The 21,032-nt window shown below is 58.9% G+C and carries 25 protein-coding genes; 11 read left to right on the plus strand and 14 right to left on the minus strand.

Going from position 1 to position 21,032, the window contains the following annotated elements:
• The first annotated feature begins 105 nt into the window (after nucleotides 1-105).
• On the plus strand, nucleotides 106-1,098 hold the full coding sequence (locus DXY37_RS05210) for a heat-inducible transcriptional repressor HrcA (protein ID WP_115125977.1): 993 nt from the start codon (nucleotides 106-108) through the stop codon (nucleotides 1,096-1,098).
• Between the two features lie 16 nt (nucleotides 1,099-1,114).
• Here the strand turns inward: DXY37_RS05210 and trpB are convergent, their stop codons facing one another.
• Both trpB and DXY37_RS05220 read right to left on the minus strand, forming a co-directional pair.
• Nucleotides 1,115-2,365, minus strand: a complete 1,251-nt coding sequence (gene trpB, locus DXY37_RS05215; RefSeq protein ID WP_115125680.1) for a tryptophan synthase subunit beta — start codon at nucleotides 2,363-2,365, stop codon at nucleotides 1,115-1,117.
• Nucleotides 2,366-2,404: 39 nt separating this feature from the next.
• Complete coding sequence (locus DXY37_RS05220; protein ID WP_115125681.1) at nucleotides 2,405-3,364, minus strand: class I SAM-dependent methyltransferase; 960 nt, start codon at nucleotides 3,362-3,364, stop codon at nucleotides 2,405-2,407.
• A gap of 38 nt (nucleotides 3,365-3,402) precedes the next feature.
• Here DXY37_RS05220 and DXY37_RS05225 point away from each other — a divergent pair, with 38 nt between their 5' ends.
• The gene (locus DXY37_RS05225; RefSeq protein WP_067096222.1) at nucleotides 3,403-3,729 is read left to right on the plus strand and encodes a translation initiation factor; all 327 of its coding nucleotides are present in this window, start codon (nucleotides 3,403-3,405) and stop codon (nucleotides 3,727-3,729) included.
• Between the two features lie 77 nt (nucleotides 3,730-3,806).
• Nucleotides 3,807-4,454: an adenylyl-sulfate kinase gene (cysC, locus tag DXY37_RS05230; protein ID WP_115125978.1), complete on the plus strand. Its 648-nt coding sequence runs from the start codon at nucleotides 3,807-3,809 to the stop codon at nucleotides 4,452-4,454.
• Here cysC and DXY37_RS05235 read toward each other — a convergent pair.
• A complete protein-coding gene (locus tag DXY37_RS05235) occupies nucleotides 4,435-5,532 on the minus strand; it encodes an AI-2E family transporter (RefSeq protein WP_115125682.1) in 1,098 nt (365 codons plus the stop codon). The genes cysC and DXY37_RS05235 overlap by 20 nt on opposite strands.
• A 110-nt stretch (nucleotides 5,533-5,642) precedes the next feature.
• Nucleotides 5,643-6,230 (minus strand): 5-(carboxyamino)imidazole ribonucleotide mutase, encoded by a 588-nt coding sequence (purE, locus tag DXY37_RS05240; RefSeq protein ID WP_115125683.1) that lies wholly within the window; start codon nucleotides 6,228-6,230, stop codon nucleotides 5,643-5,645.
• A 32-nt stretch (nucleotides 6,231-6,262) separates the two neighbouring features.
• On the opposite strand from purE, the gene DXY37_RS05245 reads away from it, so the two are divergent.
• Nucleotides 6,263-7,417: an N-acetylglucosamine-6-phosphate deacetylase gene (locus DXY37_RS05245; RefSeq protein WP_115125684.1), complete on the plus strand. Its 1,155-nt coding sequence runs from the start codon at nucleotides 6,263-6,265 to the stop codon at nucleotides 7,415-7,417.
• A 24-nt stretch (nucleotides 7,418-7,441) separates the two neighbouring features.
• Nucleotides 7,442-8,155, plus strand: coding sequence for a magnesium protoporphyrin IX methyltransferase (bchM, locus tag DXY37_RS05250; protein WP_115125685.1), 714 nt, complete (start codon nucleotides 7,442-7,444; stop codon nucleotides 8,153-8,155).
• 34 nt (nucleotides 8,156-8,189) lie between these two features.
• Here bchM and DXY37_RS05255 read toward each other — a convergent pair whose 3' ends face one another.
• The 4 genes from DXY37_RS05255 to DXY37_RS05270 form a co-directional block, all read right to left on the minus strand.
• Entirely contained in the window at nucleotides 8,190-8,822 is a 633-nt protein-coding gene (locus DXY37_RS05255; RefSeq protein ID WP_115125686.1) for a hypothetical protein, read from the minus strand.
• The gene (locus DXY37_RS05260) at nucleotides 8,822-9,781 is read right to left on the minus strand and encodes an RNA pseudouridine synthase (RefSeq protein ID WP_244276892.1); all 960 of its coding nucleotides are present in this window, start codon (nucleotides 9,779-9,781) and stop codon (nucleotides 8,822-8,824) included. Before DXY37_RS05260 ends, DXY37_RS05255 begins: the two co-directional genes overlap by 1 nt.
• Complete coding sequence (locus DXY37_RS05265) at nucleotides 9,778-10,461, minus strand: response regulator transcription factor (protein ID WP_115125980.1); 684 nt, start codon at nucleotides 10,459-10,461, stop codon at nucleotides 9,778-9,780. Before DXY37_RS05265 ends, DXY37_RS05260 begins: the two co-directional genes overlap by 4 nt.
• A gap of 126 nt (nucleotides 10,462-10,587) precedes the next feature.
• A complete protein-coding gene (locus tag DXY37_RS05270; protein ID WP_115125687.1) occupies nucleotides 10,588-11,103 on the minus strand; it encodes a hypothetical protein in 516 nt (171 codons plus the stop codon).
• A 60-nt stretch (nucleotides 11,104-11,163) separates the two neighbouring features.
• Between DXY37_RS05270 and DXY37_RS05275 the strand changes: the two genes are divergently transcribed.
• Together DXY37_RS05275 and DXY37_RS05280 are read left to right on the plus strand one after the other, a co-directional pair.
• Entirely contained in the window at nucleotides 11,164-12,303 is a 1,140-nt protein-coding gene (locus DXY37_RS05275) for a cysteine desulfurase family protein (protein WP_115125688.1), read from the plus strand.
• Nucleotides 12,304-12,413: 110 nt separating this feature from the next.
• Entirely contained in the window at nucleotides 12,414-13,121 is a 708-nt protein-coding gene (locus tag DXY37_RS05280; protein ID WP_244276893.1) for a hypothetical protein, read from the plus strand.
• On the opposite strand, the gene DXY37_RS05285 is transcribed toward DXY37_RS05280, so the two are convergent.
• Together DXY37_RS05285 and rsmH are read right to left on the minus strand one after the other, a co-directional pair.
• Entirely contained in the window at nucleotides 13,118-13,666 is a 549-nt protein-coding gene (locus DXY37_RS05285) for a DUF456 family protein (RefSeq protein WP_115125690.1), read from the minus strand. The genes DXY37_RS05280 and DXY37_RS05285 overlap by 4 nt on opposite strands.
• The gene (rsmH, locus tag DXY37_RS05290; protein WP_115125691.1) at nucleotides 13,663-14,595 is read right to left on the minus strand and encodes a 16S rRNA (cytosine(1402)-N(4))-methyltransferase RsmH; all 933 of its coding nucleotides are present in this window, start codon (nucleotides 14,593-14,595) and stop codon (nucleotides 13,663-13,665) included. The genes DXY37_RS05285 and rsmH overlap by 4 nt, the downstream gene beginning before the upstream one ends.
• A 43-nt stretch (nucleotides 14,596-14,638) precedes the next feature.
• Here rsmH and DXY37_RS05295 point away from each other — a divergent pair, with 43 nt between their 5' ends.
• Nucleotides 14,639-15,823 (plus strand): NAD(P)H-quinone oxidoreductase subunit H, encoded by a 1,185-nt coding sequence (locus DXY37_RS05295; protein WP_115125692.1) that lies wholly within the window; start codon nucleotides 14,639-14,641, stop codon nucleotides 15,821-15,823.
• Between the two features lie 19 nt (nucleotides 15,824-15,842).
• Here the strand turns inward: DXY37_RS05295 and DXY37_RS05300 are convergent, their stop codons facing one another.
• On the minus strand, nucleotides 15,843-16,103 hold the full coding sequence (locus tag DXY37_RS05300; RefSeq protein ID WP_136975558.1) for a DUF6790 family protein: 261 nt from the start codon (nucleotides 16,101-16,103) through the stop codon (nucleotides 15,843-15,845).
• A 248-nt stretch (nucleotides 16,104-16,351) separates the two neighbouring features.
• Between DXY37_RS05300 and DXY37_RS05310 the strand changes: the two genes are divergently transcribed.
• From DXY37_RS05310 to DXY37_RS05320, 3 genes are all read left to right on the plus strand, one after another.
• A complete protein-coding gene (locus DXY37_RS05310; RefSeq protein ID WP_115125695.1) occupies nucleotides 16,352-16,807 on the plus strand; it encodes a thioesterase family protein in 456 nt (151 codons plus the stop codon).
• A 151-nt stretch (nucleotides 16,808-16,958) separates the two neighbouring features.
• The gene (locus DXY37_RS05315; protein WP_115125981.1) at nucleotides 16,959-17,093 is read left to right on the plus strand and encodes a photosystem II protein Y; all 135 of its coding nucleotides are present in this window, start codon (nucleotides 16,959-16,961) and stop codon (nucleotides 17,091-17,093) included.
• A gap of 147 nt (nucleotides 17,094-17,240) precedes the next feature.
• Nucleotides 17,241-17,633 (plus strand): ferredoxin, encoded by a 393-nt coding sequence (locus DXY37_RS05320; protein WP_082825063.1) that lies wholly within the window; start codon nucleotides 17,241-17,243, stop codon nucleotides 17,631-17,633.
• Between the two features lie 5 nt (nucleotides 17,634-17,638).
• Here DXY37_RS05320 and DXY37_RS05325 read toward each other — a convergent pair whose 3' ends face one another.
• The 3 genes from DXY37_RS05325 to DXY37_RS05335 all read right to left on the minus strand — a co-directional run bounded on the left by DXY37_RS05325 (nucleotide 17,639) and on the right by DXY37_RS05335 (nucleotide 21,030).
• Complete coding sequence (locus DXY37_RS05325) at nucleotides 17,639-18,325, minus strand: phycobilisome rod-core linker polypeptide (protein WP_231856438.1); 687 nt, start codon at nucleotides 18,323-18,325, stop codon at nucleotides 17,639-17,641.
• Between the two features lie 462 nt (nucleotides 18,326-18,787).
• The gene (locus tag DXY37_RS05330; protein ID WP_115125982.1) at nucleotides 18,788-20,053 is read right to left on the minus strand and encodes an AMP-binding protein; all 1,266 of its coding nucleotides are present in this window, start codon (nucleotides 20,051-20,053) and stop codon (nucleotides 18,788-18,790) included.
• Entirely contained in the window at nucleotides 20,053-21,030 is a 978-nt protein-coding gene (locus DXY37_RS05335; protein WP_115125696.1) for an o-succinylbenzoate synthase, read from the minus strand. The genes DXY37_RS05330 and DXY37_RS05335 overlap by 1 nt, the downstream gene beginning before the upstream one ends.
• Between the last annotated feature and the right edge of the window lie 2 nt (nucleotides 21,031-21,032).

Genomic DNA, 21,032 nt, shown 5'->3' on the forward strand with positions numbered 1-21,032 from the left:
CTGCCACTGATCAGCGCGCCAGTCAGGCGAACGGCATGCATTCATGACAGGGACCAATCTCCCTGACTGATTCTTCGTAAGATCTCTATCCGAAAGGTGATCTCCGTGAAGCCGCTGCCCCGACGACAGCAGGAGGTTCTTCAGGCCACGGTCCACCACTATGTCGACACCATCGAACCGGTGGGCAGTCGCGCTTTAGTGCAAAGATTCGGAATCAAAGCGAGTTCGGCCACGGTGCGTTCGGCCATGGGAGCTCTGGAACAGCGTGGACTCCTGACCCAGCCACACACGTCAGCGGGTCGCGTGCCCAGCCCCCAGGGCTACCGCCACTATGTGGACTGCCTTCTGCCCGAACCCGGTGCGGGTGCCCATCACCTGGAGCGGGAATTGACCCAGCTGAGCCTGCGCTGGGCGGCACTGGATGACCTGCTGCTGCAGCTGGCACGCCGGCTGACGGATTTCACAGGTCTGATGAGCCTGATCAGCCCGCCGCAACGATCCCAGAGCAATCTCAGAACCATTCGCCTTGTGCGCAGTGAAGACCGCCTGCTGGTGATGCTCGTTGGCGATTCCAGCCAGGCCCATCACCTCAATCTGCGGCTGCCCCACGGCAGTGCCGGTCAGGTAGAAGCCTTAGAACGCTGGACCTCAGACCAACTGGTGCAGGCCGGAAAGCTGGACTGGAGCTGTCTGCCACAGCAGCTGCAATCCTGCGGAAGGGCACTTAAGGACGCGCTGGAGAACGGCAATCCCTTCCAACGCCCGATCGAGCAGGCACCGTTAGTGCATGGGGTGTCGCGGCTCGTGGCTGAACCCGAATTCAGTGACAGCGCCAGGGTGAGGCCTCTTCTCGACCTGATGGACAGTGACCCGGCAGCGTTTGTTCCCGCACCTGACTGGTCCGACGGACGCGTCTGGATCGGCCAGGAGCATCCTGAGACAGCATTGAGCCGCTGCTCAGTCGTTCAGGCCAGCTATCGCAGCGGTGACGGAGGCGTGGGCCAGGTTGCCCTGATCGGCCCCATGCGGATGGCCTACGCGACCGCTCGTGCAGCCGTCAACTCCGTTGCTGTCACCCTGGAGCGCTTACTCAGCTGATACATGCTCTGAATCTTCAGAGTGCGTCGCCAAGCTGCTCGGCGACCGTGTTCACATCCTTGTCACCACGACCAGAGCAGTTCAAAACCACTTCAGTGCCATCCGGCAGCGTTGGACAGAGGGTCTCAAGCCAGGCGAATGCATGCGCTGTCTCGAGGGCAGGAATGATGCCCTCCAGTCGGCTCACCAGTTGAAGGGCCTGGAGCGCTTCAGCGTCTGTCACGGCGCCGTATTCGGCCCGGCCGATCTCGCGCAGGTAGCTGTGTTCTGGCCCAACTCCGGGGTAATCCAGGCCGGCACTGATCGAATGAGCTTCCTGCACCTGCCCGTCCTGATCCTGCAGCAAAAGGCTCATGGCACCGTGAAGCACACCGACCCTGCCTTCAGTCATTGTGGCGGCATGACGGCCTGTGGCGACGCCATCACCGGCGGCCTCAACTCCGATCAGACGCACATCGCTGCACTCCACAAAGGGATGAAAAAGACCCATGGCGTTGGAACCCCCACCAACGCAAGCCATCAACACGTCCGGCAAACGACCGAACGCTTGCTGGCATTGGTCCCTGGCTTCCTCTCCGATCACTGCATGAAAGTCGCGAACCAACATCGGATAGGGGTGGGGGCCTGCCACTGACCCGAGGATGTAATGCGTGGTCTCCACATTCGTGACCCAGTCACGGATGGCCTCGCTGGTGGCGTCCTTGAGCGTGGCGGTGCCGGCGGTCACAGGCTGAACGCTGGCACCAAGAAGACGCATGCGGAATACATTCAGAGCCTGACGGCGCATGTCTTCAGCACCCATGTACACCACACACTCCAAGCCGAAGCGAGCGCAGACCGTGGCCGTCGCAACCCCGTGCTGACCAGCTCCTGTTTCGGCAATGATTCGCTTTTTGCCCATTCGCAGGGCCAGCAAGGCCTGCCCGAGCGCATTGTTGATTTTGTGGGCGCCAGTGTGATTGAGGTCCTCACGCTTCAACCAGATCCTGGGTCCGCCGTCACTGCGGCGGTAATGGGCTGTGAGCCGCTCAGCTTCATAGAGAGGTGTGGCCCTGCCCACGTAGTTGCGCAGCAGGCGGTTGAGCTCTGAGGTGAAAGCCGGATCTTTCCAGGCCTCAGCCGCGGCCGTCTCCAGCTCAGCCAGGGCAGGCATGAGCGTTTCAGGCACGTACTGACCACCGAAACGGCCGAAACGACCGGAGGAGGCAGGCCTGGAGCTGACGGCCAGATCCTGAGCGGTTGGCTTGGGTGGCAGGGTGCTGGTCAAGGTGCAGCTGACCGCGCGCGCGGCCTTTGAAGCGTTTGCTCAGCGTAAGCAGGCAATCACGCGATGCCGTGGATCACAGGCACTGATTTGAAGATTCCAGAACCCTGCCGTCCGCAGGGCCGCAGCCATATCGAGGCTGAAGTACTGCTCGATATAGGGCTCGGTGCTTTTGAGCAATGTGGCGACTGCCGCCGGAAGGCGCTGAAGCACGGAGGAGGCGGGATCCTGATCCACCATCACCAGAGCACCTCCTGGCCGCAACAACCGAGCAGCCTCCCCCAGCACGGCGTGGGTCGCATCCTGAGGCAGCTCATGGCAAACGAACTGAAGACTGATCAGGTCAAAGGACGCATCCACCAGACCCGTGTCCTCCGCCGCTGCATGCAACCAGCCATCCACGAGTCCCTCCCGATCCCGCACACGAGCCACTGCGAGCATGTCGGGGGAAAGATCCAGGCCCTGAATCCGAGGTGCGGGCTCTTGGCGCTGCTCTGCCCGCTCAGCCAACCAGCTTGCGAGATACAACGTGCTCACTCCCACTGAACAGCCAAGATCGAGCACCTGATCAATGGATCCGTTCAGGAGCGGCGCCAAAGCGCGGTGGATCTCATCCCGCAGACGGGCCTGGGCCACAGACGGTGCCAGCGCCTCGTCCGGCCAGATGCGCAGGGCCATCGCATCGGTGGCTTGCTCCGCTTCAGCAGCAGCCTGCCAGCAGAGATTGCCCTGTTCATAGGCGTGAAAACGCGCCACGTAGTAGGCGGGCGGCACCAGGCCTGGAGTGATGCTGCTCGACAACAATGGTGCTGCAGCCTTCTTGAGTTCACGGCGACGGACTCTCCAGGGAATGCCGTTGCGTTCCGCCGTTCGGATAATCAGCTGACGTGCCTGGAAAAACAGGGGACGCCTCAGCAGAGCAATACCGATCAAGTGTTCGATCCAGCGACCAAGGCCCTGGCTTGAGTCAGCCCATCGAGGCGTGGACGCTGAGTCGGTCATCACGAGAACGGCAGGATGGTGTCGGATGCGCAGAAGCGATGCCGAAAGGCGGGTGGCAGGAATTCAGCAACACAGACAGTCTGCAGCGGCCGAGCAGCCCCGAGAAGCAACCCACTGCGAAAGCCCAGCAAATCGTTCGGGTGCAGCCGACCCGTGGGGGGAAGGGCGGCAAGACCGTGACGGTGATCCGCGGTCTGGAGCTCAACCAAGAAGGACTCAAAGCACTGCTGAAGAAACTCAAGACACGCATCGGCAGCGGTGGCACCGCAAAAGACGGCCTGATCGAACTTCAAGGCGATCAGGTGGAGCTCGCGCTGGAACTGCTCAACAAGGAGGGCTACCGTCCCAAGCGCGCTGGGGGCTGAAGCTGACCGAGGCTCAAAGAGATTCAAGCTGAAGGACAAGTTGAGGGACAATGGCGGCCCCAGACCGCCGGATCCCAATGAACGCTTCGTCCAGCCACGGCCAGCTGACCAACCAGGGTGCTTCCACCAACATCGCCTGGCATCAGGCATCGGTTGATCGAGCAGCCCGCGCTGAACAACGGGGACACCGAAGCGCCATTCTCTGGTTCACAGGCCTGAGCGGTGCGGGCAAAAGCACGCTTGCCAACGCGGTCAATCAGGCCCTGTTCGAACGAGGACTGAGCACCTATGTGCTCGACGGCGACAACATTCGCCATGGCCTCTGCAAGGACCTGGGATTTTCCGATGCCGACCGTGAAGAGAACATCCGGCGCATCGGTGAGGTCTCCAAACTGTTTTTGGATTCCGGCGCCATCGTTTTGACGGCATTCGTCTCGCCGTTCCGTGCTGACCGCGACAAAGCGCGCAACTTGGTGAGCGACGGAGATTTCATCGAGATCTTCTGTGCCGCTGATCTGAATGTGTGCGAACAGCGCGACACCAAAGGCCTGTATGCGAAGGCACGTGCCGGGGACATCAAGGAGTTCACGGGAATCTCCAGCCCTTATGAAGCACCAGACACTCCGGAACTATGCGTCGACACCGGGGCAGCAGACCTGGCGCACTGCGTGAATCAGGTGGTGAACGAGCTGATCTCCCGGAACATCATTCCTGCCCAGCGCTGACCTCGCTAACGACCGCATTGCTGACGACCGCGTGGATGCCCTGACGCTCTGCCCAGGCATCCACGAACGTCTTGAGGCAGCTGGCGACAGGCACCGCCAGCAGCAGACCCAACAACTCTCCAAGGCCGTAGAGGTCTCCAGCCTTCGCTCCCAGGGGCAGGGCAATCAGCAGCCAGGCCGGCTGCAACCCCACGATGCTACCCATCAAACGCGGCTGAATGACCTGGTCAACGATCTGACCGACCACGATCGCAGCCACCAGAGTCTCTAGGCCTGCACTGGGATCCTGAAAAGCGAGCAACCCGCTCACGGCGACGATTGTCAAAGCACTGGCGTAGGGGATCAGGGTTGTGAATCCGATCAGCACGGCGAACAGCACGCCATAGGGGATCTTGAGAAGGGTGAACACCACGATCTGACCCAAGGCCAGGATCAGCGCCAGCAGCACCTGCCCGCCGAAGTAGCCACGAAAAGTGCGAGCCAGGGTACTGGTCACCAACGAACGCCAGGCATCCGGAAGCCAGCGGGCCAGACCCTTCGTGATCGATTCACCTCCGATCAGGAAGAACACAGCCAACACCAGCACGATCACCGTGTTGATCGTGGTGCCGAGTGTGGCCCCGAGAATACTGAGCAAGCTCTGGCTGAGCTGGCTGGCCACGGAGCTTGCACGGGAGAGCAGATCACTGCTGAGATCACCAAACTCGGTGGGCAGACCACGGATTGCGGCCCACTCCTGGAGACGGTTCACCCACTCCTGGGCCGCCAAGAGCAGTCCAGGCAGAGCATTGATCAACTGGCCAAGCTGCTCAATCAGCAGCGGCACCAGGGTCAGCGCAGCGAAGACCAATGCCCCGATCGTGGCGAGAGTGACAAGCACGATCGCCACCCAGCGGCGCATCCCTCGACCGGTGAGCCAGCGGCAGGGAATATCCAGCAGAAACGCAATCAGCGCGGCGGTGAGAAACAGTCCTGGGAAGGGAGCCAGTGGCAGGAGGAGCTGACGGATCACAAACAGGTTGAGGGTCAGCAACGGCAGCACCAATCCCCAGCGAATCCAGGCTGGCCAGGACGTCATGGCTTGAAGGAGGTGCAGATCAAAAGGAGCTCAGCTTGAAAACGGCACTCACCTCATGGCACCAAAAATGCCGGCTGGCGGCAACAGCGAAGGTCGGCAATGGCCGGGGATCAAGTCATTCGCTCGAGATAGTCACGACTGCCCAGATCCTTCAGACGGACATCCTTCTCAACAACCGTGTCATGAAGCTGCTGGCGGTAGGCCTCCAGACGTTCCGCCAGCGCACCACCCTCGACGGCAAGGATCTGTGCAGCCAGCAAGCCTGCATTCAGACCTCCGCCGATCGCCACCGTGGCCACGGGAATACCACCGGGCATCTGCACGATCGAATGCAATGAGTCGACGCCTGACAGTGCTTTGCTCTGCACCGGTACGCCAATCACAGGCAAGGTGGTCAGTGCGGCCACCATTCCAGGCAAATGAGCTGCGCCACCGGCACCGGCCACAATCACGGCCAGCCCACGCTGGCGGGCCTGCTGGGCGAAGCTGACCATCTCCAAAGGCGTGCGGTGCGCCGAGAGCACGCGGACCTCCACCGCCACCCCCAGCTGTTCCAGCACCTCGACGGCAGGGTGGAGGCTGGGAAGGTCGGAATCACTGCCCATGATGACGGCAACCCTGGGCGCCGAACCTGGATTAATGGGGGGGGATGGCAACTCGGCCACAGGCAAGAACCGGAAGGACAGCGAGACTGCCATCGTCCCGCACCGGCCTGAGCCGGCCCAACCGCATGCGTCGGATCACCGATGTGCGTCTGCCCAAGCGCCCCGGAAACCACGACCCTGCAGGTCTGTCCTGGCTCAGCCTGGATGATCGCAATCTGATCATTGCCGCTGGTCCGATGCCGGCCGGTGGGGCGATGGCCGGGGAAAGCTGGCATGGAGACAGGCTTAGTCGTCGGGGGATCGATCTGCAGATCAATGGGGGGTTGGGCCTGGCCTTCACGGAGCTCACGCAACAGGATTTGCCGAAACTCCTGGAGTTGCTGGAGCTGCTTTGGCGCGATGGGGTCGAGGCGATCGCTCCAACCCTGGTCACCTGTGCTGTGGCCCCGCTACGCCAATCCCTATCCGTGCTCCGGCAGGCCCGTGAACGGCATCAAGCGGGCCGCTGCCAGCTGCTGGGAGCACACCTTGAGGGCCCGTTCCTTGCGGAAGCACGGCGGGGTGCACACCCGTTGGAGCACATCGCTGCCCCCAGCGTCGCGGCCCTAAAGGCACGGATCGCAGGATTTGAAAACGACATCAGCCTGATCACCTTGGCGCCGGAGCAACCGGGTGCTCCGGCGTTGATCAACGAACTCAAAGGGCTCGGCATCCATTTGGCTCTGGGTCACAGCACCGCAGATGCCGATCAGGCAGCCCTGGCGTTCAGACAGGGCGTCGAGATGATCACGCACGCTTTCAATGCCATGCCGGGACTGCACCACCGCGCTCCTGGGCCCTTGGGAGAAGCCTGCCGTCGGGGCGACATTGCGCTTGGACTGATTGCCGATGGAGTGCATGTGCATCCCACCACTGCGGTGTTGTTGCAGAAGATGGCGGGGGATCAGCTGGTGCTGGTGAGTGATGCTCTGGCGCCCTACGGGCTGGCGGAGGGTGAACATCGCTGGGATGAGCGAGTGCTCTTGGTGAACAACGGAACCTGCCGACTGGAGGACGGCACCTTGGCCGGTGTGACCCTGCCTTTGCTCGAAGGCACCTGCCGTCTAGCCAGCTGGAGCGGTGATGCGGATGGTGCGATCTGGGCCTCCACCATGGCTCCCAGAGAAGTGCTGGCGGAACGCCTTGAAGACCCCTTGTTGATTGGAGATGGACTGGACGATCTGCTGCGCTGGGAATGGAACGAATCAGAACGAAAGCTGGCCTGGCGGCAGGCTGCTTAAGATTCCGCCGCTGCGAGTGAATTGATGGCCCCCGAGCAACTGCTGAATGACAAGCAGGCCGAGAAACAGGAAGTGAAGGGCTATTTCGAGACGACGGGATTCGATCGTTGGAACCGTATCTACAGCGATAGCGATGACGTCAATAAGGTCCAGCGGAATATCAGGATCGGACACCAGAAAACCGTTGATGAAGTGCTGTCCTGGATCGAGGAGAGTGGGCAGTTCAATAACGTGAGTTTCTGCGATGCCGGTTGCGGCGTCGGCAGTTTGAGCCTCCCCCTGGCGCGCATGGGAGCAGGCTTCATCAATGCCAGCGACATCTCTGAAGCCATGACCAAGGAAGCTGAGCGCCGGGCGCGTGATGCGGGCCTAGACATGGCCAAGCTCAATTTCGCAGCCAGTGATCTGGAAAGTCTCAGCGGCTCATTCCACACCGTGTGCTGCCTGGATGTGTTCATTCACTACCCCCAGGAGGCTGCTGAAGAGATGGTGCGGCACCTCTGCTCTCTCAGCGAACAACGCCTGATCGTGAGCTTCGCGCCCTACACGCCGCTCCTGGCAGCACTAAAAGGTATCGGCCAGTTATTCCCAGGCCCCAGCAAAACCACCCGCGCCTACACCCTCAAGGAGAAAGGGATTGTGGCGGCCGCGGAAGCCTGCGGCTTCAAACCCGTACGACGCAGCCTCAACAAAGCGCCGTTCTACTTCTCCAGGCTGATCGAATTTCAGAAGGCCTGAACAGCACCTCGAAAAGACCAGGGCTCAGGATCCGTCAGGACCCGAACTGACTGTGCAACTTGAGCAGCGCGTAGGGAGGGGTATCACTGACAAAGTCAGCAGACCCCACAGTGCCGCTGAAAGCGCCGCCCTGACCGATCAGGGTCGCCCCGTGATTGCTAGGGAACAAATCTCCGAGCGAGAGAGTCAATGTCCCTGATTCCAGGCTTGGTGTCACAGCGGCGCTGGACTGAAGCGAGCCAAGAGAACGGGTCTGGATATTGCCGTCCTTGAAGGTGAGGGTTCCCTGGACATGGGTGAGGAACACGGTTTCGCCTTTGAGGACTCGTCGTTCAACCACCTGTTCAAGCCCATAGAAGGAACCATTCGCCTGTTCACACCCCTGCACTGCTCCGCCCAGCCGTGCCACGGCAAGTCGGTAGCTGACCGAATCACCCACCGACAGGACCGAATCACGATTGGCATCAATGAAGGTGCCTGATTCCACATTGCAGAACAGCACCTTGAGCTTGATGGCCTGCCGCTGATCGCCCCCGGAACCGCCGATGGAACAGCCCGCGAGCAGACACAGCAGCGAGCCAACAACAACCGCGGAGACCGACCTGGGCATGGCATCAACCTCTGAACTCACTCGATGCTGACAAGTCTTGGCGAGTTTGAGCAGCATCAGAACGTCGATGGCGGCTCACAGCTGACATGCAGATCATCCAGCTGCAGACGCCAGGCATGGAGCCGATAGCCCCCGTCTCCCGGAGTGGCGACATCACTGATGCGCTGATCGTTCAGGTAGAGCGGATCACCAAGCAGGGGAAACCCCAGTTGCGCGAGATGAATGCGGATCTGATGAGGGCGACCCGTTGTGATCGCCACCTGCAGACGATCTCCCTGGGGACAGCGTTCCAGCAGCGTCAATTCGCTGTGGGCTTTCAGACGTCGCCGGATTAACCCATCCGCTGGGGGCAACGGTCCCCAGACCCAGCCCAGCAAGGGATGGGGCCGCTCGACCACATCCGTATTCACCGCAAGAGGCCTCCCGAACTCAAGCCCTGCGACACGCTGGGACCAGGCCTGATAGAGCTTTCGGGTTCCTGAGGACGGCTTAAAAGCTCGCGAAAGAGCGGCTCTGGTGGCGGGCTGGCGTGCACACACCTGCAATCCGGAGGTGAAGCGACCGAGGCGATGCACGGGTTTGGCAACCAGGGGCTCACCCAGCTGGCGACTGCGCTGATCCAAAAGAGTGGAGAGCGTGTGCTGCAGAAAGCCGCCACCGGGCATCACCGGCAGTCCGGACGGTTTGTTGATTACCAGCAGATCCCCGTCGTCATGCACAACCGACCAGATGTCGGGGAAGGCCGGCTCGATCCATGGAGGACGGCACCAGAGCAGTTCTGCCTGATCCGGCAGCGGTTGATCCTTGAGCAGAAGCTTTCCGTTGAGTCGGAGTTCACCAGCAGCGATTCGGCGAAGCCAGACGTCTTCGCAGGAGTGGCCGTAACGCTGAGCCATCAGCACGCTGATCAGCGTGCCTTGATCGTCAGAGCCCGTGATGTCCCTGTACGTCCATCCCTGATTGAGTGCGGCTGGACGCCAACCTTCAGGCAAAGGCTCTGCCTGTTGGCCTGTCACTCCACCAAACGATGCTGCAAGGCGTAACGCACCAGCTCCGTTCGGCTGGACGTGCCGGTTTTGATAAACAATCTGCTCACATACTTCTCGACATTTCGGATTGATGTCTCCAGCTGGCGAGCGATTTCCTTGTTCATCAATCCTTCCGCCACCAGTTGCAGAACACTGGATTCCCTGGGCGTGAAATTGTGCTGCACAGGGTCGCTGGATGGCAGTGCCTCCGCCTGAGCGAGCAGAGAGCGAATCTCCGTGATCTGTTTGGCCATCTGACCCATGTCGGCATCCGCGAAGCGGGCTGCTTCCTGCAACAGTCGCTGCTGACGCTGAGCCACGTTGGTCACGCGCGCGACCAGCTCATCCGGGTCAAAGGGTTTGGGAATGTAATCGTCAACACCCGCCAGATAGCCCTGGGTGCGATCCGCCGTCATGCCCTTGGCGGTGAGGAAGATCACGGGTGTACCGCCCAGACGCTCATCAGACCTGAGCTTGTTGAGCAGCCCATAACCATCGAGCCGGGGCATCATCACGTCGCTAATCACCACGTCTGGCAGCATCTGCTGCGCCTTGGCGAAACCATCCTCACCATCCACAGCCGTGGTGACATCAAATCCCTCATCCTCGAGGTAGGCCTGTACTGCTGAACGCAGCCCAGGTTCATCGTCCACCAGCAGCAGTCGCACCGTTGGCTGTTCGGACGGTTTGGGCTGTTCAGACGGGGTTGACTGTTCAGGCTGAGAGGCCTGGGAGGGTTGTTCGGACTGGGAGGTTGTCAAGGCCTGACCTCATCTGGCCGGAATCTAGGGGCGTTAGGGCGCTGGCAACCGCAACACTTCCTGGGATTCGATCAACTCAGTGGAATAACCGAGCTCTCTGGCCTTGTCCGCGAGACCGGCAGGATCTTGGCCAGCAAGGTCGGGATGACAGGCCGCCCACCACACCAGATGGTCTTCGCGCGTGGACGCATGCCAAGGCCCCCCTGGATTGAGTTTGCGTACATAGACGGATGATGTATCCCGGGTCACCCGCAACGGTTGCTCAAGACCGCAGTTCACCGACTCAGTTGGTATCAACAAATTGTCGGAAGATTCGTGCCAAAGCTTGAACCTGCGCATTTCAGGATCCACTGAGTCTCTCTCAACCGCAAAGATCCCAAGCGTGTATTGCTGAGCTCCATCACGTTGATCAATCACCACCAGATCGAGCGGGCGCGATGCCTTCATTTGCTCCAGGATCTGCTCCCGATCGAACCCCTCAGCGAAGGCGGGCTGAAAAGCGGCCGACGCCAGCAGACCCAAACTGAAGACCCAACGAATGGAGTGCATCGCGACAATCTGAGAGTCACACCATGCTGACCACAAACCCAACTTGAGCGCAGTGAAGTTGTGATCAACCTCGATCACCAGGCCACCACACCCTGTCATCCCTCAGTGATCCAGGCGATGGAGCCCTGGTGGCGAGAGCAGTGGGGCAATCCATCGAGCCGGCAACATCGTCTTGGTTTGACAGCCGCCGCTGCAATTGGCTCAGCCAGAGAACGCCTTGCGAGCAGCCTGGGGATCAGATCCGAGGAACTGATCTTCACTAGTGGCGCCACCGAAGCCAACAACCTGGCGCTGCTGGGCCACGCCAGGGCTCGCGCGCTGTCCGACGGTGGACCAGGCCATCTGGTCAGTGTGGCCAGTGAGCATCACGCGGTGCTCGACCCCCTTCTGCAGCTGAAGCAGGAGGGATTTGAGATCACGTTGTTGACTCCACAAAAGAACGGCCTGATCAAGGAACAACAGCTGGAACAAGCCATTCAGCCCAACACCCAGCTGGTCAGCGTGATGGTGGCCAACAACGAGATCGGCGTGATCCAACCGATCCAGGCCCTGAGTGCCGTCTGCAGCAGCCACGGCATCACGATGCACACCGATGCGGCCCAGGCCTACGGGCATCTCCCCCTGGATGCCGAAGCACTGGGTTGTGCGTTGATCAGTCTCAGTGCACACAAATTCAATGGACCGAAAGGCATCGGCGCCCTGGTGGTGAGATCTGGCACGCAGCTACAACCGCTTCAGTGGGGTGGAGGACAAGAGCAGGGGCTGCGGGCGGGCACCTTACCGGTGCCCCTGATCATGGGCATGGCGGCTGCAGCCGAGCTGTCCATGCAAGACCTGGAGGACCGCCAGGCTCGACTCCAGGCTTTGAGAGATCAGCTGTGGGAAGGGCTCAAAAATCGCAATCCAACAATCCAGATCAACGGGGCGCTGCAACCTCGGCTGGCCCATAACCTCAATCTCACAGTGCCCGACATCTCAGGTAGTCGCCTGCATCGGGCACTGCGATCCCGACTGGCCTGCAGCAGCGGTTCTGCTTGCAGTCGCGGTGAACCCTCTCACGTGCTGCGATCCATTGGCCGAAGCCATCTCGAGGCGGAAGGATCCTTGCGACTGAGCCTGGGACGTGACACCACAGCAGCGGACATTGACGGGGCGATCGAGGTGATCACAACCGCGATTCAGACATTGACCAAGCGCTGAAACGAGAAGACGAGTAACACAACCTCTGGAAAAAAGTGTCAGAGAAGCTACCTTCCGCGCAAGTTCCCCAGTGATTCATGACTGAGACACCGGCCAAGCAGCGGCTACACGTGCTTCAAGCCATTGAAGACGGATGGAATGCGTTCGCCAGAGCCCCATGGCCTTTGGTGCTGTTCACCCTATTGGCTGGCAGCATCTGGATTCTGTTTCAGATCATCGTGCGTGGAGCACACGCCTTAGCGAACGACAGCGTACCCATTGCTTATTTTCTCGTTGTTGCCATTGGCAGCACAATCATCAGCCTCTGGGGAATCACCGGTCTGATCCGCGGAGCCTGGAAGTCGCTCAATGGAGACAAGCCTTCATTCTCTGACTTGGTGCGCTGGGACGGCAATGCAGCCGGACGTTTATTCATCAATCAGATCGTTCTTGCCATCATCGTTTCCATCATTGTTTTGGTGCTTCGGTGGCTCACCAATGAATTTTTTGCAGCAAGCACATTCGCCGGCTTCATCCCCCTGATTGCAGGGGTGGTGATTTTTATCTATCTCTCAGTCAACCAAAAACTTTTACCTGCTATTGCACTTCTACAAACAGGCAATCCGGTTGAAAACATTCAGAAAGGCCAAAAGATTATTGACGCCACATGGTGGTGGATGCTTTTGCTGTTGATCGTCAACACGATTATTTTGACCTTCGGAATTATTCTCAATGGTGTTGGCCTGCTCGTCGCAAGTCCCGCGGTGATTTGTATCTCGCTGGCTGCTTATCGCCAGCTATTTGGCACTGATGATCAAACTGGTTTTCTCAACAGTTAAAAAGAGCTCAGAGCAACAAACGCTGCGACACCCAGCAGTGCCAGTAGCAGCTGAGCAAGGCGACTAATCAGAAGCCCTGCCACAACAGCCAGACCCACTACCGATCCCTGACGCAACGCTTCAAGCCACCCCAGATTCCGGGGTGGCTTTGTTGTGACCCAGGTTTCCACCAGCGTTGCTCCGAGCCATGGCCCCAACAAGGCCCCCAGCAGTGGCCCGCCGAACGGCAGAGCCGGCAGCAAACCCAGCACTCCCACAAGCAACCCCACACCGGCTCCCGCCGCAGACCAGCGACTGGCCTTCAGACGTGCAGATGCCAATCCAAGAGCAAGGAGATCAGCGATGAGACCCAAGCCGAACAACACCAGCGCCAGAACAAACTCAGGCCAGGCCTGAGCCCAACCCACAGCCGCCATCCAGACAAGGGATCCCACCGGCAACCAAATCAAGCCTGGAAGCAGGGGCAAAAACGAGCCTGGAATCGACAGAAGCTGAACCAGCAGTGCAATCCACCAAACCCCATCACTCGTCCAAGCCCAGGTCATGCTTCAGACCTTGGCTCTGGGGGTCGGCGGCGGGCAATGCGCAACTTTGCGCTGCGACTGCGCGGATTGAGCTGCTGCTCTGACTCGTCTGCTCTCAATGGCTTCCGAGTGACGCGTTGCAGGCGATCGTCACTGAGAAAGGCCGTCTTCACACGCCGGTCCTCAAGGGAATGGAAACTGATGATTGCCAGCAGGCCATCAGGCTGGAGCCAGTCGGGGGCTTGTTGCAACAAGCGGTCCAGCACCGCCAGCTCATCATTGACCGCAACCCGCAGGGCCTGAAACGTGCGTGTGGCCGGATGAATCCGACCACGGCGGGCCTTGGGTGGATAACAGCCAGCCACCGCATAGGCCAGTGCCGCCGTGCCGGCATAGGCACCGCTGGCGTCCAGATCAGCCTTGATCCTGCGGGCAATCCTCCTCGACAAGCGCTCCTCTCCATAGGCGTAGATCAAATCCGCCAGATCTGATTCGTCCAGCCTTGCAATCAGTTCAGCCGCGGTTTCCCCTCCCCCAACTTGATCCATCCGCATGTCGAGGGGACCATCCAGCCGAAAGCTGAATCCCCGCTGCGCCACATCCAGCTGAGGGCTGCTCACCCCAAGGTCGGCCAGGACCAATGCAACCGGGTGGGGAGGGGTGTAATCAGCGAAATTGGTCGCCACGATCGTGACGCGATCCCCATGCTGCTCCAGCCGCTCGGCCGCGGCCAAACGGGCAGTTTCATCGTGATCGAGCCCCAGCAGACGCAGCTGTGGATAGCGATCCAGCAACAACCCGCTGTGGCCACCACCACCCAGCGTCGCATCAATGAACACGCCTGATTGGCGCTGTTCACTGAGCTCTGCAGCCAGCGTTTGCATCAACGGTTCGGCCAGAACCGGCACATGCATGAAGCCCTGGGCGGGGCTGGATGGCAGATCGGGCATGGGTCCTTCCTAAGATCCAACGCACTTGCTCTGCCACGGCCCCATGACGCAGATGGAAACGCGCACGGAGCCGATGGTGGTCAACTTCGGCCCCCACCACCCCTCAATGCACGGGGTGTTGCGCCTTGTGGTGACTCTCGATGGAGAGGATGTCCTCGATTGCGAGCCGGTAATCGGCTACCTCCATCGCGGCATGGAGAAGATCGCCGAAAACCGAACGAACGTGATGTTCGTGCCCTACGTGAGCCGGATGGATTATGCGGCGGGCATGTTTTACGAAGCGATCGTCGTGAACGCCCCTGAAAGGCTGGCGAATATTCCTGTTCCGAAGCGGGCCAGTTACATCCGAGTGCTGATGTTGGAACTGAACCGCATCGCCAATCATCTGCTCTGGCTGGGTCCCTTCCTTGCTGATGTCGGCGCCCAGACGCCGTTTTTCTACATTTTCCGAGAGCGGGAGATGATCTACGACCTCTGGGAGGCAGCCACCGGTCAACGCCTGATCAACAACAACTACTTCCGCATCGGTGGTGTTGCAGCCGATCTGCCTTGGGGCTGGCTGGAAAAATGTCGCGACTTCTGTGACTGGTTCGGCCCCAAGATCGATGAATACGAAAAGCTGATCACCAACAATCCGATCTTCCGCCGGCGCATTGAGGGGCTAGGCGTGATCGGCAGGGAAGAAGCCATCAACTGGAGCCTTTCCGGCCCGATGCTGAGGGCTTCTGGAGTGCCGTGGGACCTGCGCAAGGTTGACCATTACGAGTGCTACGACGACTTCGACTGGGATGTGGTCTGGGAGAAAGAGGGCGACTGCTTCGCCCGTTACAGGGTTCGTGTCGAAGAAATGCGCCAATCCCTCAAGATTCTTCGCCAGGCCTGCGACATGATTCCTGGTGGTCCGACGGAAAACCTGGAGGCCAAACGCATGGCCGAGGGCAAAGACAGCAATTTCGCCGGCTTTGACTACCAGTACGTGGCCAAAAAGGTGGCACCCACCTTCAAGATCCCCAATGGCGAGCTCTACACCCGACTGGAGTCTGGGAAGGGCGAGATTGGCGTGTTCATTCAGGGCAACAACGACGTCACACCCTGGCGCTTCAAGATTCGTGCCGCAGACAGCAACAATCTGCAGATCCTTCCTCACATCCTGAAGGGACACAAGGTTGCCGACATCATGGCGATCCTTGGCTCTATCGACGTGATCATGGGATCCGTCGATCGTTGATCAGCTCAGCCGACGTCGTTCACCTCGACTGATCCAGAGCAGGAGAAGGACCAGCAAGCGTCTGGAGATCGGTGTACAGCACGCTGCCGGCATTGGAAGGAGCGTTGTTCTGATCCACCACAAGCGAGACCACATGACCGATCCCGTCAGCGAAGAACCATCTGGCGAAAGCAACCATGCTGGCCAGAAGGTCATCACGTTTGCCATACAGGAAGCTGCTGAAACCGAGGATGCCGATCGTGAGATTGGCGTAAGCCACTTCGTAACGACCCGAAGACAAGATGCATGATGAATCCATAGACACCACCCACGCCTAGAACCCAGAACGCGATTCAAAGCAAAGAGGCTTCCGACCAACGGCTGAGAGTCCATTGCTGCCGCGTCTGCAAGCCGCCCAACAACAACGCCAAAAGCAGTGTCCACACGCCCGTATCGGCCAAGAAGAAATGCACCAATCCCCTGATCAACTCCAACCTCTCACTGATCCCAAGGTGACCAGTCCAGCCAAAGCGACCAGAACGTGAGCTGATGGCAAGGCCCCCTTGGCTCAACCTCAGCAGAACGGTGCGCTTCGGTGATACGGACGCCGCTGGCGTCATGCATTTCCATCAGCTGTTGCGCTGGTGCCATGAGGCATGGGAAGAGAGCCTGGAGCTCTATGGCATTGAAGCCAAAACGGTGTTCCCTGGATGTCGTGACCAGGAACGCTGGCCCAACACTGCACTACCTGTCGTGCAGTGCAGCGCAAGCTTCAACAAAGCAGTGCATGGAGGCGATCAACTGCTGGTTCGACTGACTCCACAACGGATTGATCAGGGATGTTTTGAGGTTCGCAGTCAATTTCTGCTGAGCGACCAGGATGTTGCCAATGGCTTGATCAGACAACTGGCCATCAATACACAAACGCGCCGACGCTGCCCATTACCAGACGCAATCTCACGCTGGATCGAGGCTGCAGAGATTGGGCAAATCAAAGAACTCTGAGCCAGCCACCAAGGCCGATGGCGACACAATTGTGACATCGACAGGTTCAAGAATCTGCGCAGAAATCAACCATCTGCAACGTGACCTGCCGTCAAAGAACACTGAAAAAAAATGCGCCAAAGCTAATTTATGGGTCATTTTCTAAATGCCGATGGATTTGAGAATTCTGATCGTGGCATTACCGATTCTTCTAGCCCTGAGCTGGGCCGGTTACAACATTGGCAGAGCTGCGATCGGTCAGCTTCAGATTGCGATCAAGCAATACAAAACCAACCAAACCTCCTAAAAAGATTTTAATCCCTATATCAGAGCAAACCATTCATCACCTCTTCAATCAGTGGAGTTTTCCTGCAGCATTTTGAAAATCGCAAGTCTCAAAATTGGGCAGAGATTGCGCAGCTTCGCGATTCGTAAGTCATAGAAGCTGACCAGAATGTTCGACACCTCTGCGGCCTTTACAGCACCTTCAGACGTTGAAACGAGGTTTGAAACAGCCTTTGAAAGCTCGGCCGCCTTTACTGCACCGTCTCATCACATCACCTCACCATCAGGCCTAGAGCCTTGCCTGGGAGGCGAGCTGAGATTGCAAGCCATCTGGGTCGACGAAAAAGTCTGCGTTGGATGTCGCTATTGCGCCCACGTGGCGACGAACACATTTTTAATGGACCAAGAAACTGGAAAGTGCCGAGCAATTCGCCAAGACGGTGATTCAACCATGGTGATCAACGAAGCAATCGACACCTGCCCCGTGGACTGCATTCACTGGATCAGCTTCGAGGAATTGATTGAAAAGAAAAAGGAAGCAATGGTAAGAGCTGCTTATTAGGCAACTCAGCCCACCACAAAGATACTTGTGAAGACTTTCACCACCCCAACAACAATCAATCCCGAAAGGATCACAAAGGACGGAATGATATAGCGGAATGCCTTGTCAGAAGGACGCTCATACAGCACTTTCTCTGCGAACGACTTCGTCGGTCCGAAGTTCAGGTGATCTTCAATCGACATCATCATGTCGTTTGAAATCAACTTCTCTTGCCAGTCATAAGAGTATCGAGGGAACTCCTGATACACAGGCGCTTCACCCACAGCCCGACCTGGCAAAACTCTTGAAATCTCCAGCGGCACAGTGTCGTAACCAAACCTCTGCATATACTCCTCACTATTGAGGACTAGATCAACAAAAGACTCGAATCCTTTCTCAGCAATAACAATGGAATAGGTTAATTTCTCGGTGTTGTCTCGCACCTTGCGACCCAAAGCCCTGCCGATGACCTGCTCGACAAGGCGATAGTTATTGCTGCAAGCAACATAACCACGCATGAAACGGTCTGATAGCAACAGACCGCGGATGAAGTCTCTAACCGTAATTGAACCGTTTCTAAGTTGAGACTCAAGATAGCGATCCCTATCGCTACTCATTGCATGAAAATAAATCTGGCGATAACAGCGATTAATCACATCACCAGCATTATCAACAACATCCCCTTCAATCGAGGGAGCATCAATTGTGCTCACACGTATGTTTTGAGAGGTAGGCCGAAAAGGCCGAAGGGGAACTGGCAACGAAGAAACCCAGTAAAACTCAGAAAATTACCCTAAGAGTTGGTTGATATACCAAGAGGACAAAGCGCAAACTAATTCACAATTCATGTGCCGATTCAGGGGGTCGGAATAAATTTGATACGCCCATCTGTGGCAAAGAGAACGTGTTCCTTTTGTGATTTTTTGCTCGAGCCATTCGCAGAGAGAGGCATCAGCGCATGCTGGATGCCCTGGTCATAGGTCAGACATGGGCCATTGCCACCACAAGCTCCAATCGCTCAACAGGCAAATCCGTCAGTCATGCGAGCGAGCTCGCCAGTTCAAGACCATCAGCCATGCGGCAGTTTCTCGTGAATGAAATGAAACAGATCTGACTCAAAAGTGATATTCACAAGGCAATGATTGAGCAAATAAATACATCATCGAGCTACACATTCAGATTTTCTGAGCTGATGACTGAGCTGATTGATGTGCGCTCAACCAGTTCTGCCAACGCGCACGCTCCCACTTTCCAGCGGCAGAGCATTCCAGTCCCTGGCATTGGATCCAATGCTGAGGGCGTTCCGGTGCGGGCCATTCGGACACCAATCTGCGTAAACAGTCGAAAGCGTCCGACGACACATCAGCAGACGACCAGCGAACAAGAGCCACCAGTCGTTCACCCCACTCACGATTGACCAACCCCAGAAACAGCACAGCATCGAGCGGTAGCCCTTGCTTGCGGGCCTCGCGCAGAAGCCTCTGCTCCAGTTGTGAAGGAAACACCGTGACCCCGCCTGAATGGATGGCGTCATCGATGCGTCCCAAAAGATGCAGCTGGGGATTCGTTGGTGAGCCTTCAAGTTCCGCCAAATCAGCGGAATGCCACCAACCATTCGCGTCCGACAGCGCATAGAGGCTGCCTGTGCCATCAAGCCTGGCTAGAGCCAAGCGGTCGCAGTGCACGGCCAGAGCTCCCTGCTGATTCAGTCGCAGACGCACACCGTCAAGGGGGCGCCCACAACCACCCGTGCCGGCCAAAAAATCAAGCGGCGCCTGGGCCGTCACCATCGCGGCTGTCTCCGTCGCGCCGTAACAGGGGGCAAGCCTGATACCCAAGTCGCGCGATTGATCGGCCAGATCGGTTGGCAAGGCTGCACCACCAACCCAAATCACCGCCATCTCAGCCAACCAGGAGCGTCCACAGGGATCAGCCAGCAGCCGCCGCAGTTGGGTGGGCACCAGCGAAAGCAGCATTGGACGCCGCTGCCAGAATGGATGCTGAAGGCTTTGCTTGAGAAGCAGAGCCGGCTGTTTGATCAAAGCAGGGGAGATCCAGGCGTGATCTGCGCCCCACTGACGGGCACGCCACCAAGGCATCAGACCGCTCACGTGCTGAAACGGCAGAGGATTCCAAACCAGAGTTGAGGCTGGCTCCAAGCCGATCGTCTCCAGCCACGACCCGCAGACCTGGGCCGAGCGATCCAGATTCGACAAGGGATGCAGGCAGAGCTGTCGTCCACCGCTGCTGCCTCCGGTCGACAACACCACTCCTGGTCCAGGAGGCCAATCCAGGCCATCAACATCCAGGACTTGCCGCTCCGGCTGAACGTCGGAAGGGAGCAGTCGTACCCAAGCACCGTCGGCCAGGTCTGCATCGAGAGTCGCAGCAGCCTGACCAGGCTGGGCAGGGTCACAACGCAGATCCCTCAAACGGCTCATCAGCAGCCCAGCGCAGCCGCGGCCCACACCTGCTCAGGATCAGCGCTGAACAGGCGACCTTCAGGGCACCAACCTGGAGCCAGCCCTGGAGCCACGGGCGTGGGGCCTCGCTGCTGAAGCCCTGCCATCAACGCCAGCCAGCGAAAGCCGATCCCCGTTTCGAAGACGGTGCTGAGCATGAGCCGCGGCCGGCCCTCCTGCAACTGGCGCAGCAGGAGTCTGGGATCTCCTTCCAATAGGGGGCGCCGCACCTGCCAGCCCTGCCACTGCTCCCGCAGAGCAGGATGCTTCAGCAGCGACTCATCCAGGGCGACAGGAACCCGCTTCGCCAAATCCTGCAGGCCTTGCAGATCGTCCACTGCCAGTGGCTGCTCCAGCCAGTCCAGACGGGGATCTCCCTCCAGAACTCCAGCCCATCGATCCGCCTCAGTCCGATCCCAGCCGGCATTGGCATCCAGACGCAGATGAGCCTCGGGCGGCAGCCGGTCCAGAAGCCTGGAGAACAACGACCATTCATGGTCCCAGTCCGTCGCTGCCACCTTCCACTTCACAGTGAGGGGCTCATCCACTGAATGCGTCGCCAGCAATTGGTCCAGCATCGGCAGCATGGACGGTCCAGCGGGCAGCAGACAGGCCGAACTCGGGGCAGGAAGCCAGGCCTGAACAACGCCATCAAGCTCCGCCAAGGAGGCACCGAGCGCAAAGCCAACTTCAGCCGGCAGCGTCGGCAGCAGTGATTCGAGCTGATCTCGCTCGCACTCCACATCCCCGGAGTTCTGCCATCGCGTTAGAGCCCTTGCACAGACAGGACGGTGTTCTGGATCCAGCGGAGCGACCTCGCCCCAGCCCACCCGGCCGGAGATCGCACAGGTCAGACGAAGTAACCAACCCTCACGCTGCTGCCAAGCACCTGAAGCGGTCCGCAGTGGACGCAACAGGGAATAGGCATAGGAACGAACCGCCAGCCGCAGCTTCATGG

Origin of the sequence: Synechococcus sp. GEYO, from assembly GCF_900473955.1 — a bacterium.
Taxonomy (GTDB): Bacteria; Cyanobacteriota; Cyanobacteriia; order PCC-6307; family Cyanobiaceae; genus Synechococcus_C.